This is a genomic window from Flavipsychrobacter stenotrophus, from assembly GCF_002954265.1.
GTDB lineage: Bacteria > Bacteroidota > Bacteroidia > Chitinophagales > Chitinophagaceae > Flavipsychrobacter > Flavipsychrobacter stenotrophus.
This window is the reverse complement of sequence record NZ_PPSL01000001.1, coordinates 350,656-365,255: the sequence shown is the minus strand read 5'-3', so window position 1 is coordinate 365,255 and position 14,600 is coordinate 350,656. Positions and strand designations below refer to the sequence as shown.

Genomic DNA, 14,600 nt, shown 5'->3' with positions numbered 1-14,600 from the left:
TTCGATTTTTTACAAATCTGCTTATCGAACAAATAATATAATCACCACCTATTGAAATTTAGAAGGGCTATATCTTTTTCCAGACTATTACCGGTCATAGCATTATTGTTATGTGGTAGCGCTATGCATGCGCAGACCCATACCACAATGCCCAGCGGTAGCCAAAGAGATACAAGCGCTAACAAATCAAATACCAATACGTGGAAGAGCGAAGATGCCAACCTTTACTATGAAGTATTGGGATCGGCTAAATTGCTCACTCCTGACACGAGCCTGCACAATTTCCAGAGAAGGCCTTTTGTGCAGTCATGGGCGCGCGACCTGGGTAACCCCGGCAGCACTATCTACAATCTTGCCTTTACGCCTGACTATCGCGTAGGTCCATCATTAGGGTATCATATTTTTGACGCGTATCGATTCAACCTCGATTCGCTTCAATATTATAATACTAACAGGCCATACTCGGTTTTTAACTATACACTGGGCAGTAAGCTGGAACAAGTGGCAGGTGTTCTGCACACGCAGAATATAAAACCGAACTGGAATTTCATGGTGGAATACCGCAAGGTAAATGCACCGGGATTCTACAAGGTAAATAGAAATAACACTGACAACTTTGCCCTCTCCACCAATTTCAAAAGTCTGAATAAGCGCTATACTATGTATGCGGGTATGGTATACAACAAGCAGCAGCACGATGAGAATGGCGGCATAGTGAACGACAGCGAACTGAATGACCTTACCTATGTAGACCGTAAGACCGTTGACGTTGCTTACCAGAATACTGCATACAGCACTACCCGATCTACCATCAGCAATATGCAGCGCGACTTTGGTATAGTATTGCAACACTGCTATACCTGGGGACCAATTGATACTACTTACAATGCCGACTCTACTCAATATAGTTACAAGCTCACTCCCCGATTCAGCATTACACATAAGCTGGAAATGAGCACTGAAAAGCACATTTACAAAGACCTTTCACCTGATTCAGTGAGATATACGTCGCTATTCAATGTGGCGTTTGCACATACGGGTACACCCTACTACATAAATGGCAGCGACTCTGTAGTCACTCAGCAGAAATGGTTTTGGGTTGATAATAAGATCATGCTGAATGGCTTTATAGGAAAAGCTGCCAACCCGTTGCAGTTTAGTGTAGGTGCAGGAAACCGTTATGATGAATTTATAGTAACACCCGCCTTTCAGGTAAACCTGGACCGTAGCAAGACTGTAAGTAACTACCTGACCGGAGAGATAAAGAAAGAAGCACTGAAAGAAGGACAGTGGGGATATGGTGCTAATGCTACCTTATTTGCAACCGGCGACTATGCTGGCAACTTCAACCTGAACGCCATGATAGGCCGCGACTTCAAGAACAATACTTTTGGTTTTGTAGCCGGGTTTAAGCAGCAGTTGGGCTCATCTCCTTATAGCTATTCCAGCTACGAGAACAGGTATGTGCAGCATCAATACTCTTTTAATGAGGAGAGTATTACCAACGTGTATGCAACAATAGAAAGCCGTAAGTTCAACTTTGCTGGTGGGGTAAGAAACTACCTGATCAACAATTACATTTACCTGGATGCCAATAGAACTCCGGCACAACACAATATTGCTTTCAATGTAAGCCAGGCATGGGTGCGCAAGATGTTTAAACTAGGTAACTTCTACCTGGATAATGAACTCATTTATCAGCAATCGGTAGATAATGCACCTATCAATATACCGCAGCTAATGGGCAGACATAGCGCATCTTACGAGCGGGCCATGTTCAAAAGAGCACTAAAGATAGCAACTGGTGTAGAAGTACGCTACAATACCAGCTACCACCCGGCAGGCTATGATGCCCAGCTGAACCGTTTTTACTATCAGGATAAGACCTATGTTACTAATATTCCTGAGCTGAGTGCGTTCCTCAACTTCCGGGTAAAACACTTCCGTGCCTTTATAATGGCCGACCAGGTGCAGCAATTGTTTGCTAAAAATGCCATATTGTTTGTAGCACCACAAGTGACCAATTTCTATGGCAATGGCCTTAGTAATACGCCGGTATACGCTACTCAAAATTTCATGCTTCGCTTTGGCTTTAGCTGGGTAATGATCAATTAATTGTCCGCAATGAAACCCAACCGCATATTCAGAACCATACTCTCGCTCATTCTGCTGCTACTTGCCGTTTTTTTATTGGCCAAGGGGTGTTTGGATGGGTATGGTAATTGAGGATTATGCCCTAAGAAACCATTGTCAGCGACGCGATCACCGCCAATGAATTACCTGTCATGTGGACTATAATAGCATACGCGTGGTTATCATTTTTCTCTTGATAGTAGCCTGCAATAGCGCCCAACAAGGTGGTGAAGATGACGATCCTAACCACAAACATATCACCCGCACCGGTTGTCAATACAACAAGGTGGGCTGCACCAAACGCCATGGCACTTATTATTACCGGCAAGGAAATCCTCCTTTTAAAGAGCTGTATTCCATGTTTGCCTAATGGTGTTAGATAATTTAGCAGAAATCCCCTGAATAAAAATTCTTCAGCAATACTGGCGTAGAAAAAGACAAATATCAGTACCTGTAACGGTTTTAGTTTGGCTAATGCAGCAGGCGTTTCAATTGGCTTGCCCATTAGTTTCGTAATTCCCGTCATTACAAGGTTGATGACAATAGTAGCCAAAAGGGCTAGCAATACCGGCTTTATAATGGTCTTTCCTTTTGGTGTATTAATTTTATAATTGACCTCTTTGCTCATTACCGCAATTGTAATACCAGTGAGCAGCAACTGAACAGTAAGGGAAATGGCAAAACCTGGAATGAAAGGGTTTTCAAAATGAACTTTGACACTGGCCAGAGTAGCTATAATAAAAATAATTGCAGTAATTGATACACCAACAACTCCTCTTTGACTGTCTTTCATGCTGTAGGTCAATTGCGTGATATGATCGCCGTTACCGCTGCAAAACTACTCCAGCAATTTGAAAACCAACTATAAATTTAAAAATAAAAAAATACGTCCTTAATCAACAGCTGGCGCTCTTAAATATGTCCTTAGTTATGAAAGCCATTACTGCCCGGGTACAAACCCACCGGGACCTCCCGGTCCGCCACCACCTGGGCGTCCACCTGGCCCCCCTGGGCCACGCATACCATGTTCAGGCCCTTCTTCCAATGTAGGCATCTGACCTTTGAAGTTGCGGATAGTATAAGTAAGCTGCAGCATAAAGTACTGCTGCAGCACTGTGGTAGTATTGTTCTCAGCATACTGCGTTGTTACAGTTCGGGTAACGCTTCTATTCTGATTCAGTATGTCGAAAGCAGTAATTCTAACTTCCAGCGCCTTTGCCTTCAGCATTTTGTAACCAAGGTAGGCATTCCATAAAAAGTAATTCTGATCGGGGGTACCTGTAAACGCCGCATAGTAGTTGTTGGTGATGTTGGTATTCAACACAAAATTTTTCAGGAAAATGTAGTTGATCTTAAAGGCTGCTACATGGCTGTAGTAATTGTTATTTGACTGTGTATTTAAGCTATTGGTTACATAGTTATAGCTACCGGTATAAGACAAAGTAAAATCTAGATTGGCACTGATATTACTGCTTAATACTAATCCGCCCGAAGGAGTAGTATTGTTAGAGTAGTTGATCTCGTTGTTTATCATGGCAGGGTTTCAGGTAAAATTTAATCCTGCACTCAGGTTCAGGTTACTTTTGATAAACTGTACAGGTAAACTGTAGGTAAGAAATGCTCGTTCATTGAAATATCCATTCACATTAATGGGTAATGTAAGTTGATTGCCTCTGCGGATAAGTATGGTATCCTGTGCCGATTGTCCGCGATACACACTATCACTAGACGGCTGCAATGTAGCTGTACTGATGTAATTATTGATATAGTTGCCGTAAAAGTTAAAGAAGAAATTGCGCTGCGTCTTAGATTTGGTCATGCCGTATCTTACTATCAGAGTATGTTCATAGTCTTGCTGCAGGTCTGGATTACCTGTTTTCAATAATACAGGATTGCTCACATCAACTACGTTTTGTAATTGCGTAACAGACGGCGCCTGCGTATTGGTGCGATACATAACACGCAGGTTGCGGCCATCGGTATACCGATAGTTATACATAGCTGTAGGGAGCACACTTGTGAAATTACGCTCTACTTTGGTATTATAAGGGAATGTCTGCACTCCTTCCAGCATGGCATACTGCATATTGGCACCTACCGAAAATGTCATTTTCTTATCCCCTACCCTATAGCTAAGCCCACCACGCTGCGTATTGTAGGTATTGTTGTACTTATTTGATAACTGTTGATTGAAGTCGTTGTAAGCGTTGGTGACACTGTCCTTATTGAATGTCTCTTTATCTGATGTACTGGCTGAAAATGATGGATTATAAGTGAACATCACCTGGCCTTTCTTGCCAACCGGCTCTGTATAGGTAACGTTGGGAGATATGCTATATCCATTGTTATCAAGCGTGTATTGCTGATCGTAATTGGTTAACACACTATCGCCCGCAGGGGTGAAGTTAGTGGTGTATGAGCGATACATGCCCGTACCATTCTTTGCATTTATTGAATTGCTTATGTTCAGGGAGATAGTTCTGCGTTGCTTTTTAAACTTGTGCTGAAACAACAAGTTATTGGAAGAACTGTACCCGCTATTATCTGCAGCATTGAAGTTGCGCGATCTCGATAATGGTGCATCTGTGCTGTCGTAAGTAAGGTACTGGCCCAAGCTTGTATTGTTTTGTTGAAAGCTTATGCCCGGCGTAAAAATGATAGTATTAAATGAATCCATTGTGTATTCAAACCTTAGATTTACACGATGGTTGGTATTGCTGCTCTCTGACGTATCTAGATCGTGATAAAAAAGATCGATATTATGATAGTTCTGTGTTATATCAGATCGTGAACCATTATCAGTACTGTTGAAGAAATAACTGCCGCTTACCTTTAGCTTCTTACCCCAGTTATCGGCGTAGTTAAAACCGATAGAGTTTGTGGTGGTGATACCATTCGACTGGCCTACAAAGAAATTGGACCCGTTATTGCCGCCACCACCGCCGCCACCGAAGTTACCCCGGCCACCACCACCGCCACCACGATTACCACCGCTGCCGCTCGTTACTCCAAGCAGATCCTGTGCGCTAAAATTTTGCTGGTTGATGTTGTTAGACATACCTACAACGGTAATTCTGCGATCACCTTTAAAGAAGTTCAAATTACCGCCTGTACTATACCTATCGTCTGTGCCATATCCTGCATATACCTTCCCAAACACCCCTTCCCGCTTACCACCCTTGGTAATGATGTTCATTGTCTTCTGCGATGTTCCATCATCAAAACCAGTGAACGAAGATTGATCGCTGAGCTTATCAAATACCTGTATCTTATCAATGATCTCCGCCGGTAGGTTTTTCAAGGCAAGAGAAGGATCGTTGCCGAAAAAGGGTTTGCCATCCACATATACCTGTTGCAGTGATTCACCGTTTACCTTTACCCCATTAGCATCAGATGTTACTCCCGGCATTTTGGTCACCAGGTCTTCGGCACTAGCGTCGGGATGTGTCTTGTAAGCATCGGCATTAAACTGACTGGTATCTCCCAGTTGCGTTGCCCGCGTTTGTTTGTCTTTTATGGTTACACTCTTCAACTCTTTATTTGCATTAACCAACTTAATAGTACCCAACTGCACATCTGCAGCAGAAACAGTAATAGTTTGATTAGCAGTTTTATACCCCACATAAGCAAACGTTACCTTGTAGGTTCCCGCATTCACACCCGCCACGCTGAAGTTACCATCAGCATCCGTTACGCCACCATTTACAGGCAATGTAGAATCAGTAGCACTTTTTACCATTACAGTAACGCCTATTAAAGCTGTAGTATCGGTGGCATCTATAACTCTGCCGGTTATATTAAAAGGTTGCGCAAAAGAACTAAGAGAAAGAAACAATAAACTGAATAGAAAAAAGGAAAAGCGAGTGTGCATCGTTGTGTACATTAGACGTAATGGGACATAAAATTACACAAAAGGTTTAACCGCTTTACTCCATTAATTATTTACCAACTGTAATCTCTTGATTTTGTTTGGCAAAGGTGCGTCTTTTCATGTACTCGTATCCCGATGTGTTCATCAATAACAAGAGCATGCCATAAAACGCATCTTCCAGCGGGATGGTAAACATGCGGATGCCCAGGTTGTGGTGTCGGCTATACATTACCACGGTACGTTGCAAAATACTGCCTGTTAGTATGCCATTCGAGATGAAGAACGGTATTAGAATAAGGAAATAGCAAAAAAAGAACTGCGGCAAGTACGGCACTTTTCTGTAGGACAAAAATGAAAGAAAAGCCGACAATAATATAAATGTTACCGATGTGTATAACCTCGGCAGAAACATGAGCCCTATCAGCACCAATAGCCCTATCAGCACCCATTTAAAGAGGATAGTATGACGAGCTGCGGAGAAGGTAAAGAACAAACCGAGACAATGATAAGTGAATACGCAGGCATAAGGTATACAAATAAAGAAGAGATATTCCTCCAGTGGCAATCCGAACCAGAAGTAACCGAGCACATATTGAGGGTTAAATCCCCACACACCCAAATAGGTAAAAAGTACATCCCAGACTATGAAAAACAAAGCAGTAATCAAGCAAGGCAATACAAAATATCGCCACTCCCTAATGAAATTAAAACGAGGAAAAAATGAAAAGATGAACGGAAAGATGATACAGAAAAAATCTACCGCCAGGTATGTGTATTGATCAGGCATGTATCTTGTTTCTTTTTAGCGCCTCGATAAAGTACTTTAATGGCACCCACAACATACCAAAGCACTCCCCTTCTTCTTTGTCCAGATGTTTATGGTGCATTTTATGTGCACGGCGAATAGCCCTGAAGTAGAAGCTATCTGAGTTCCTTAATATCTTAAAACGCTGGTGAATGAATATATCGTGCACCATAAAGTAGGCAAAACCGTAAATCGTAATACCGGTGCCTATGAACATCAACCAATGTAGTGGCTCATAAAATGTGCCTATAGCAAGGCAAGCAATTCCCGGCGCTGCGAAGATGACAAAGAAATAATCGTTCTTTTCAAAAAAAGATGTTGGGTTCTTTTTATGGTGATCTTCATGCAGATTCCACAAAAAACCATGCATTAAAAATTTATGTGCGCACCATGCCACCCCTTCCATACCTACAAAGGTTGCCAATATAATAAGTGCATTATACATCCACATACGCTTATCCTTTAAAATATTTTTTGAGCGTTTCGCCCCTGAAGTCGAAGATATTCTTCAACTTGTTTTTTACCACTAATACGTGAGCAATCTCGCCAAGAATACCCAAAGGTATCGCATACCTCACATCATCATGCATCAGCACACCACCCGGCACCTCTTTGAATGTGTGTGTATGTTCCCACAATGCATAAGGACCTTTCAATTGGTTATCAACAAATTTATATGGCTCACTTACATCACCAATTTCGGTCACCCACTTCATTTTTATACCCAGCAGCGGAGATACTCTATACTCTATAAGCATACCCTTATAGATACTTTTCCCTTTTACGTCGGTGAGCACCACAAAACCCATCTCTGCCGGCGTTATCTTTTCAAGATTAAGCGGTGTCGAAAAGAAATCCCATGCCTCTTTCAGCGATATAGGTAAAACTTGCTCCCTGTGCAGTGTATATATTTTCATTTTGCTTTTTTATCCTTTGAATAACTCAAAGAAGTACTTGTCATAACAGATCTTGAACCACTCAGTGAATTGCTCAGGATTAGTTCTTAGCTCTTTATCCAGCATATCTACAGTTATGTACCTGAAGTCTTCTACTTCCGATGCTTCAGGTGTTGGCTTTCCATCGGCTATGCCTGCAAATACATGGTCAAACTCATGCTCTATCAGGTCATTGCTCATTTTCTCCTCATAAATGAAGGTAAAAGCCTTGTGCAACGGACAAGATAATCCCATCTCTTCCTTCAATCGCCTTACAGCCGCCTGCTTCACTGTTTCGCCCTGGCGGGGATGGGTGCAGCATGTGTTGGTCCATAAACCGGGGCTGTGGTATTTACCGTTTGCCCTCTTTTGTAGCAGTAATTCTTTCTTAGCATTGAAAATGAAAACCGACACCGCCCTGTGCAACTTGCCTTCGCGATGCGCCTGCATCTTTTCCATTGTTCCTAGTTCATTGTCCTGGTCATCTACCAGTATCACCTGTTCTATATCCTGCATTTCGCTCATAACCTATAATAAACTTAAAGAGTGCCTTAAATATGAAGCGACCAGCAACCGCATTTTTTTTCGGTTTGAGATGCGCACCCGCTCCATTAATATCCGGGCCGAAGGTATAGCACTTATTTTATTGAACAACGTTCTGTAGTAAACATAGGCTACATAAATACCAAAACGTGATTCAGTGGGAAGCGCCTTTATCCCCTCAAAAGCAATCTGGAAGTCGTTATGTATCTCCTGTTCTATTTCCTTCTTTTCCCTTTCCGAGAATGCAGCAAAATTCACGCCTGGGAAGTACACCCTGCCCAACTGCTCATAATCTGCTTTCACATCACGCAGGAAATTTACCTTCTGAAATGCGGCCCCAAGTTTCATAGCAGATGGTTTCAACCTTTGATAAAGAGCATCATCATTATTGGTAAATACCCGTAGGCACATGAGGCCCACCACCTCGGCCGAGCCAAGGATATAGGTTTCATAGGTTGCCCTGTCGTACGCTGTTTCGTAAAGGTCTGTTTCCATGCTCTTCAAAAAACATTCTATAAGTTCGCGCTCTATGCTGTATGCATGCACCACCTGCTGAAAGCTGTTGAGTATCGGATTAAGGCTGATCTTGCGATCAATAGCTTTCCAGGTATCCTGCTTAAACTCTTCAAATAGTTCCTTCTTATTATAATCGTGAAAAGTATCTACTATCTCGTCTGCAAAACGAACAAAACCATAGATAGAATAGATAGGTGCACGCAGTGGCTCTTTAAGGCAATAGATACCTATAGAAAAACTGCTGCTGTAAGATGTGGTAGTTAGCTTGCTACATGCCAGTGATACGCTATCGAACAATTGCTTCATGAGGTAGTAGATTTAAAATATTTAATTAATTGCTCAGCCGCCAGCTGACCTGAGATAAGTGATGGCGGAACTCCCGGCCCCGGCACAGTAAGCTGGCCGGCATAAAACAGGTTTTTCACTTTCTTATTCCTCAGTGTAGGTTTTAGTACCGCTGTCTGCCTAAGGGTGTTGGCAAACCCATAGGCATTGCCCTTGTAAGCGTTATAATCACTTACGAAATCATTGATACAATAGTTTTTCTTGTAGACAATATGAGGTAAAATACTATCTCCGGTTAAGTGCTCCAGGCGATCCATAATGATTTTAAAGTATTGCTCTCTCAATTCGTCAGTATCCTTTAATCCAAGTGCGATCGGCATCAGGATAAATAGATTTTCCATCCCCGAAGGCGCTACAGAATCATCTGTTTTAGATGGACAACACACATAGAACAAGGGCTTTGAAGGCCATTGCGGATGGTCGTATATTTCCTGCGCATGGTCATCAAGAGACGTATCAAAGAACAAATTGTGATGAATGAGTTTCTTTATTTTCTTATTCACACCCAGGTAAAAAATAAGACTTGATGGGGCAAAGGTTTTCTTATCCCAGTAATCCTCGTCGTAGTTTCTAAACTCCTGTGCAAGCAGTTTCTGCTCTATGTGATGGTAATCTCCTGAAGCAATAATGGCATCTGTAACTTCTACCCCATTTGCCATACTTAAACTTCCGGCCTGTTTACCTTCAATATTGATCTTCTCTATTTCGCTGTTCGTCTTGAATTTAACACCTAACTCGGTGGCCAGCTTTTGCATGGCGTTGATGATCTCTACCATTCCGCCCATAGGATAAAATGTACCCATTGAAAGTGCAGCATAGTTCATCATACTGTAAAGTGCAGGAATATCCTGCGCCATTGCTCCTAAAAACAACACCGGGAACTCCATAAGCGCTATAAGGCGCGGATCTTTAAAATGGCTGCGCACGTGAGAACGCATAGATTTGAACATTTGTAGCCGTGCAGCACCAGTGATCACTTCTACACTGGCAAATTCAAGCCACGAAAACGATGGTTTGTATACCATCTTCTTCATTCCCACATCATACTTGTACTTTGCTTCTTCAAGAAATTTATTGAGACTAGGTGTGCTACCGGGTTCTATCAGCTCAAATTCAGCACACAACTCTGTGTAACTTGCAGGTATCTTCAACGTTTCATTCTCTCCGAATATCATCTGGAAGCCAGGATCGAGCTGAACGAGGTTATAATAATCGGAAGGCTTTTTGCCGAATTCGCTAAAAAATTGCTCAAATATATCAGGCATCCAATACCAGCTTGGCCCCATATCGAAGGTAAAACCCTCTGCGGCAAATGCCCGTGCACGGCCACCTATTGTATCGTTTTTTTCGAAAACGGTTACATCATGCCCTGCCTTAGCCATAAAGCATGCTGCAGATAATCCGGCAAAACCACTTCCTATTATAGATACCCTTGACATTGTTTAACTTTACTATAAAAATATTAAACAATATTACAACAAAATCATTCCATAACAAGAAATATTTATAAAATACCTAGTAGTTCATCCACATTTTTAAGATAAGCAACGTTATCTGTGGTAATTGAAATCTGGTTCAGCATTGTACCGTCGCCACTAATCAGGATTTTAGAATTGGGATAGTTAGTCCCCAGGTGCAAGATCTCAACAGCAATTTCTTCAACAGGCTTTGGTGTGATAAAAAATGTAAAGATATATTCCGGGTTGGCTGTCTCAATAGCCACGTCGATATCTTCATAAGGCACGCTCTGCCCAAGGTATATTGTAGCATATCCTTTAGAACGTATAATATAATTGGCAAATAGTAACGCTACTTCATGCCACTCATTTGGTGGTAAAAAAAGCATGTATTTTGCCGCGTCAGGTGCAGCAAGTGGAAGCGTTTCTGTTGCTATGACGATCTTGTTTCTGATGATACAGGTTGCGAAATGCTCCTGTATAGGTACCGCCTTATCTGTTCGCCAAAGCAAACCCGCTTTACGCAGGAAAGGATAGAATACATTCATCATGCCATCAAAAAATCCCAACTCGGTCGTAGCTGCCGCAAAGGTCTCTGTAAAGGCCTGTTCATTAAAGCCCACCATAGCCGTGGTAAGATCATGTATGTAAGCAGCGCAGACTGTACTACCAGAAGGAAACTTATGCAACTGATCTAACTGATCCACCAGCTCCTCGTCTGTCATAGCAGCGAGATGTGATATCTTATGACCATGCTCCAATAACGTAGACACGTTCATCAGCTTCAATAACTGAGTGTCACTATAAAAGCGCCTGTTAGTAGTCGAGCGGGATGGCGATATAAGATTATACCGCTTTTCCCATATGCGAATGGTATGCGCTTTTACCCCGGTAAGGCGTTCCAGATCATTGATGCGGTACTGTACCAAAATTTTTAATGTATTTTCAACAAATCTAATCTAAATTTTAAACAAAAGAATAGTTGAGGATTAATTTCACTAATTCAAGCAGTTATAAAGGAATGAGTTCGACAAATAAATAGCGTGTTTCTGATGATATTCAAATAAAAGACACAAAAAAAGGAGTTGATATATATCAACTCCTTTCAAAATATTATTCAATCTAAATTAGTTCTCTTCGTGGAAACGTGGCTTAGTACGGAAGCGGTAAGACATACCGAAGTTAAACAAACCTTTGTAACCAATACCTGTTTCCAGGAAACCACCCAACTTACGGCCTATACGAATACCGAATGGAGACACATGCCCTGTAAGTTTAGCACCAGACTCATCGAGATGACGGGAATAGATGTCTTTGTAAACGATGAAATCATCAAAAACTGTTAGACCTATTGATGCAGCACCATACATTTTAACCCTGATACGTGCATCTTTATTGTCGTAGTAAGTATAAGTAGCTTCAGGTGCAAAAGTTAGGAAACTGCCCCAGTTATTGAGGTTTTCATAACCAAACACCACACCCAGAGTTACCTTTTTAGTAAGGTAATACTTGTAACTAAGCATACCAACACCCGATGAAACATTATATGGCTGGCCATTGTAAAGAGAGTACATGCTATATAAACCGTACGCAACAGAGATCTCGCTCTTACCCTTTTGCGCAAATGTAGTGCGCGGTACTAATGAGATCATAGTAAGTGCCAGACAGAAAATGTAGATCTTCCTTTGCATCATTATAATTTGTTTATTAGTTAGTGTGAATGTGAGTACGTTAATAATCGCTAAAGATATAGCAAACTTTTAGTACTCCAAAGGGTTTGCACCAAAAAAATGCAAAACGACATAGCATACGCTCAATACCACCGGTCTAATGTACTAAATATAATGTATGCAATGTATTTATTGGTCAAGCGCTATATTTGTGTGCCTATTGTACAAACAACTTCATAGCCATTCCTTATGAAATTTCTCTGCACTTTTCTACTGCTCCTTGCAATACCTGTTAAATACTGTCTGGCCTATGAAAGCGATTACACTTTATACCACAAAGGAATAATAAATGCAGAACGCGAGATCTTTATTAATAAAGATTCAATAATGGGATTACAGTATTTTAAAAACACTTTCGCTGCGTTCGATTTCGTTTATGTGGACGATTGTATTGAGGCGTTTGAACTTGCGCTATACTTCAGGAAGGAAGATATGGCGCTGACTTTTATTAAAAAGGCAATTGACAACGGCTTTGAAACCTCACTGTTGGACTCACTAAGCATGGAGTGTTCGTGCAACATGTATTTGAACAGACGTGTTAAAGTCACTATACACAAAGCATTTGTGACTAAGTATAGACACGATCTGGAAGTTTATACAGCAATGTATTATCCAAAATATCTGGCACGTATAAACAAAGAACTCCTGGGCACGATCCTAAAGCGCCATGTGCGGGAACAGGCATTTAAGAATTATCCGGTAACGAACAGGGATGAATTGAAGCTGAAAAATGAGGAATATGCAAGAATATCAGATGACAATTTGCGGTATATCGACTCACTTGCACGGCAGGGAATATATATTGGAGAGCGAAATCTGGGGATATATACCAACAGACTTGCCGATAGTATGCGTTTTCCATTTATAGCTGTCGAAAATCAGGCAAAAAATATAAAATCATACTATCACCTCCCCGTAGATTACAGAATACCCTTTCTCAGCCAATACGACTATTTTGAGACCAACCCTGTCTACATAATATATTTCCACAACACCAAGGCATTTGATGTACTGAAACAATACAAAGACGACGCGATCAAGAAAGGGTTTATGCACCCTAGAGAGTACGCCAGCCTGCAGTTTAAACCAAGGGGAATTACAGACACACTATACCTTTATCCTTCTACCCATCAAATAACTGCAACACAGACAATAAACAAATGTCGGGCAGCGTTATTATTACCTGAATATGAAATTGATTTTTATAAACATAAATTTGCCCACGAACATAATCTACGACTCAATTTTGGCTTTTTGTAAACAACACAATAACCTAATCCTGACTACATAAAAATGTAGCGCTATTTGGGAGAAATTTTCCACTTTTTATAAAAATGGCACAACCTTTGCTCATGGTTTTGAAACACAAACCCTCAACCCTCTAAGTGATGAAGATATCAGCTTTCATAATCACCTATAACGAAGAACAGAACATAGCAAGGTGCATCACCTCCCTACTTTCCATAGTAGAAGAAATAATAGTTGTAGACAGCTACTCTAAAGATAAGACCGTACAAATTGCTGAAAGTTTAGGTGCCAAAATATTTTATCATCAGTTTTCAGGATTTGGTGAGCAAAAAGCGTTTGCCATAGAACAAACCACCAATGATTGGATTCTATCTATTGATGCAGACGAAGTCGTTTCCCCAGAACTACAGGATAGTATAAGGGAGGTAAAAGAACACAACACCCATGATGGCTACAGTTTTAGTATTCTCACCAACTACTGCGGCAAATGGATAAGGCATTGCGGCTGGTACCCTCAACCTAAATTGCGCCTGCTCAATAAACAGAAGGGACACATTAATAAGAAGCTGGTGCACGAAGGCTTCGTAATGAATGACAAAAACGAACCTATCTCCATTCTTAAGGGCGACTTGCTACATCATAGTTATAATACCATTTCCGATCATAGCCGTAAGATCCAGTTGTATACTGAAATGTCTGCAAAGAACTCAGTTGCATTGGGCAGAACAGTGTCATTATTAAAGGTAATAGTAGCACCGCGTTGGGTTTTCATTTACCACTACATCATACGTCTCGGCTTCCTAGATGGCTACTGGGGGTACATACTGTGCAAGAACATCTCTTACGAGTCCTTTATCAAATACACCAAAATAAGACTGTATTCGCGGGCTATGAGAAAGGCCCTGAGTGTAGGATAACTATAATAAGTCAAAATTTAAAAGTCAAAACCTAAAAGTGAGTTTAGAGCAATAGTAGTATAGAATATTGCGTAAATAATTAGATAATTGAAAAACATAT

General features: G+C 41.2%; 14 protein-coding genes. 3 read left to right on the top strand and 11 right to left on the bottom strand.

Features of this window, described 5'->3' with window-relative positions:
• Window positions 1-51 precede the first annotated feature (51 nt).
• Entirely contained in the window at window positions 52-2,115 is a 2,064-nt protein-coding gene (locus CJD36_RS01825; RefSeq protein WP_133162444.1) for a putative porin, read from the top strand.
• A gap of 121 nt (window positions 2,116-2,236) precedes the next feature.
• Here the strand turns inward: CJD36_RS01825 and CJD36_RS01820 are convergent, their stop codons facing one another.
• The 11 genes from CJD36_RS01820 to CJD36_RS01770 all read right to left on the bottom strand — a co-directional run bounded on the left by CJD36_RS01820 (window position 2,237) and on the right by CJD36_RS01770 (window position 12,299).
• Window positions 2,237-2,926 (bottom strand): CPBP family intramembrane glutamic endopeptidase, encoded by a 690-nt coding sequence (locus CJD36_RS01820; protein ID WP_133162443.1) that lies wholly within the window; start codon window positions 2,924-2,926, stop codon window positions 2,237-2,239.
• A gap of 147 nt (window positions 2,927-3,073) precedes the next feature.
• On the bottom strand, window positions 3,074-3,667 hold the full coding sequence (locus CJD36_RS01815; protein ID WP_105037394.1) for a hypothetical protein: 594 nt from the start codon (window positions 3,665-3,667) through the stop codon (window positions 3,074-3,076).
• A 9-nt stretch (window positions 3,668-3,676) separates the two neighbouring features.
• Window positions 3,677-6,004 (bottom strand): TonB-dependent receptor, encoded by a 2,328-nt coding sequence (locus tag CJD36_RS01810; protein WP_161499172.1) that lies wholly within the window; start codon window positions 6,002-6,004, stop codon window positions 3,677-3,679.
• A 67-nt stretch (window positions 6,005-6,071) separates the two neighbouring features.
• On the bottom strand, window positions 6,072-6,791 hold the full coding sequence (locus CJD36_RS01805; RefSeq protein ID WP_105037392.1) for a lycopene cyclase domain-containing protein: 720 nt from the start codon (window positions 6,789-6,791) through the stop codon (window positions 6,072-6,074).
• Window positions 6,784-7,254 carry a sterol desaturase family protein gene (locus CJD36_RS01800; RefSeq protein ID WP_262497494.1) on the bottom strand — a complete coding sequence of 157 codons (471 nt, stop codon included), beginning with the start codon at window positions 7,252-7,254 and terminating at the stop codon, window positions 6,784-6,786. Before CJD36_RS01800 ends, CJD36_RS01805 begins: the two co-directional genes overlap by 8 nt.
• Window positions 7,255-7,264: 10 nt before the next feature.
• On the bottom strand, window positions 7,265-7,726 hold the full coding sequence (locus CJD36_RS01795) for an SRPBCC family protein (protein WP_105037390.1): 462 nt from the start codon (window positions 7,724-7,726) through the stop codon (window positions 7,265-7,267).
• Between the two features lie 9 nt (window positions 7,727-7,735).
• A complete protein-coding gene (gene idi / locus CJD36_RS01790; RefSeq protein ID WP_240609273.1) occupies window positions 7,736-8,269 on the bottom strand; it encodes an isopentenyl-diphosphate Delta-isomerase in 534 nt (177 codons plus the stop codon).
• Window positions 8,270-8,272: 3 nt separating this feature from the next.
• Window positions 8,273-9,109: a phytoene/squalene synthase family protein gene (locus tag CJD36_RS01785; RefSeq protein WP_105037389.1), complete on the bottom strand. Its 837-nt coding sequence runs from the start codon at window positions 9,107-9,109 to the stop codon at window positions 8,273-8,275.
• Entirely contained in the window at window positions 9,106-10,587 is a 1,482-nt protein-coding gene (locus tag CJD36_RS01780) for a phytoene desaturase family protein (protein WP_105037388.1), read from the bottom strand. Before CJD36_RS01780 ends, CJD36_RS01785 begins: the two co-directional genes overlap by 4 nt.
• A gap of 65 nt (window positions 10,588-10,652) precedes the next feature.
• Window positions 10,653-11,534, bottom strand: a complete 882-nt coding sequence (locus tag CJD36_RS01775; protein WP_161499171.1) for a MerR family transcriptional regulator — start codon at window positions 11,532-11,534, stop codon at window positions 10,653-10,655.
• A 198-nt stretch (window positions 11,535-11,732) separates the two neighbouring features.
• Entirely contained in the window at window positions 11,733-12,299 is a 567-nt protein-coding gene (locus CJD36_RS01770; protein ID WP_105037386.1) for a hypothetical protein, read from the bottom strand.
• A 225-nt stretch (window positions 12,300-12,524) separates the two neighbouring features.
• Between CJD36_RS01770 and CJD36_RS01765 the strand changes: the two genes are divergently transcribed.
• Complete coding sequence (locus tag CJD36_RS01765) at window positions 12,525-13,595, top strand: hypothetical protein (RefSeq protein ID WP_105037385.1); 1,071 nt, start codon at window positions 12,525-12,527, stop codon at window positions 13,593-13,595.
• Window positions 13,596-13,723: 128 nt separating this feature from the next.
• Window positions 13,724-14,500 (top strand): glycosyltransferase family 2 protein, encoded by a 777-nt coding sequence (locus CJD36_RS01760; RefSeq protein ID WP_105037384.1) that lies wholly within the window; start codon window positions 13,724-13,726, stop codon window positions 14,498-14,500.
• Window positions 14,501-14,600 lie beyond the last annotated feature (100 nt).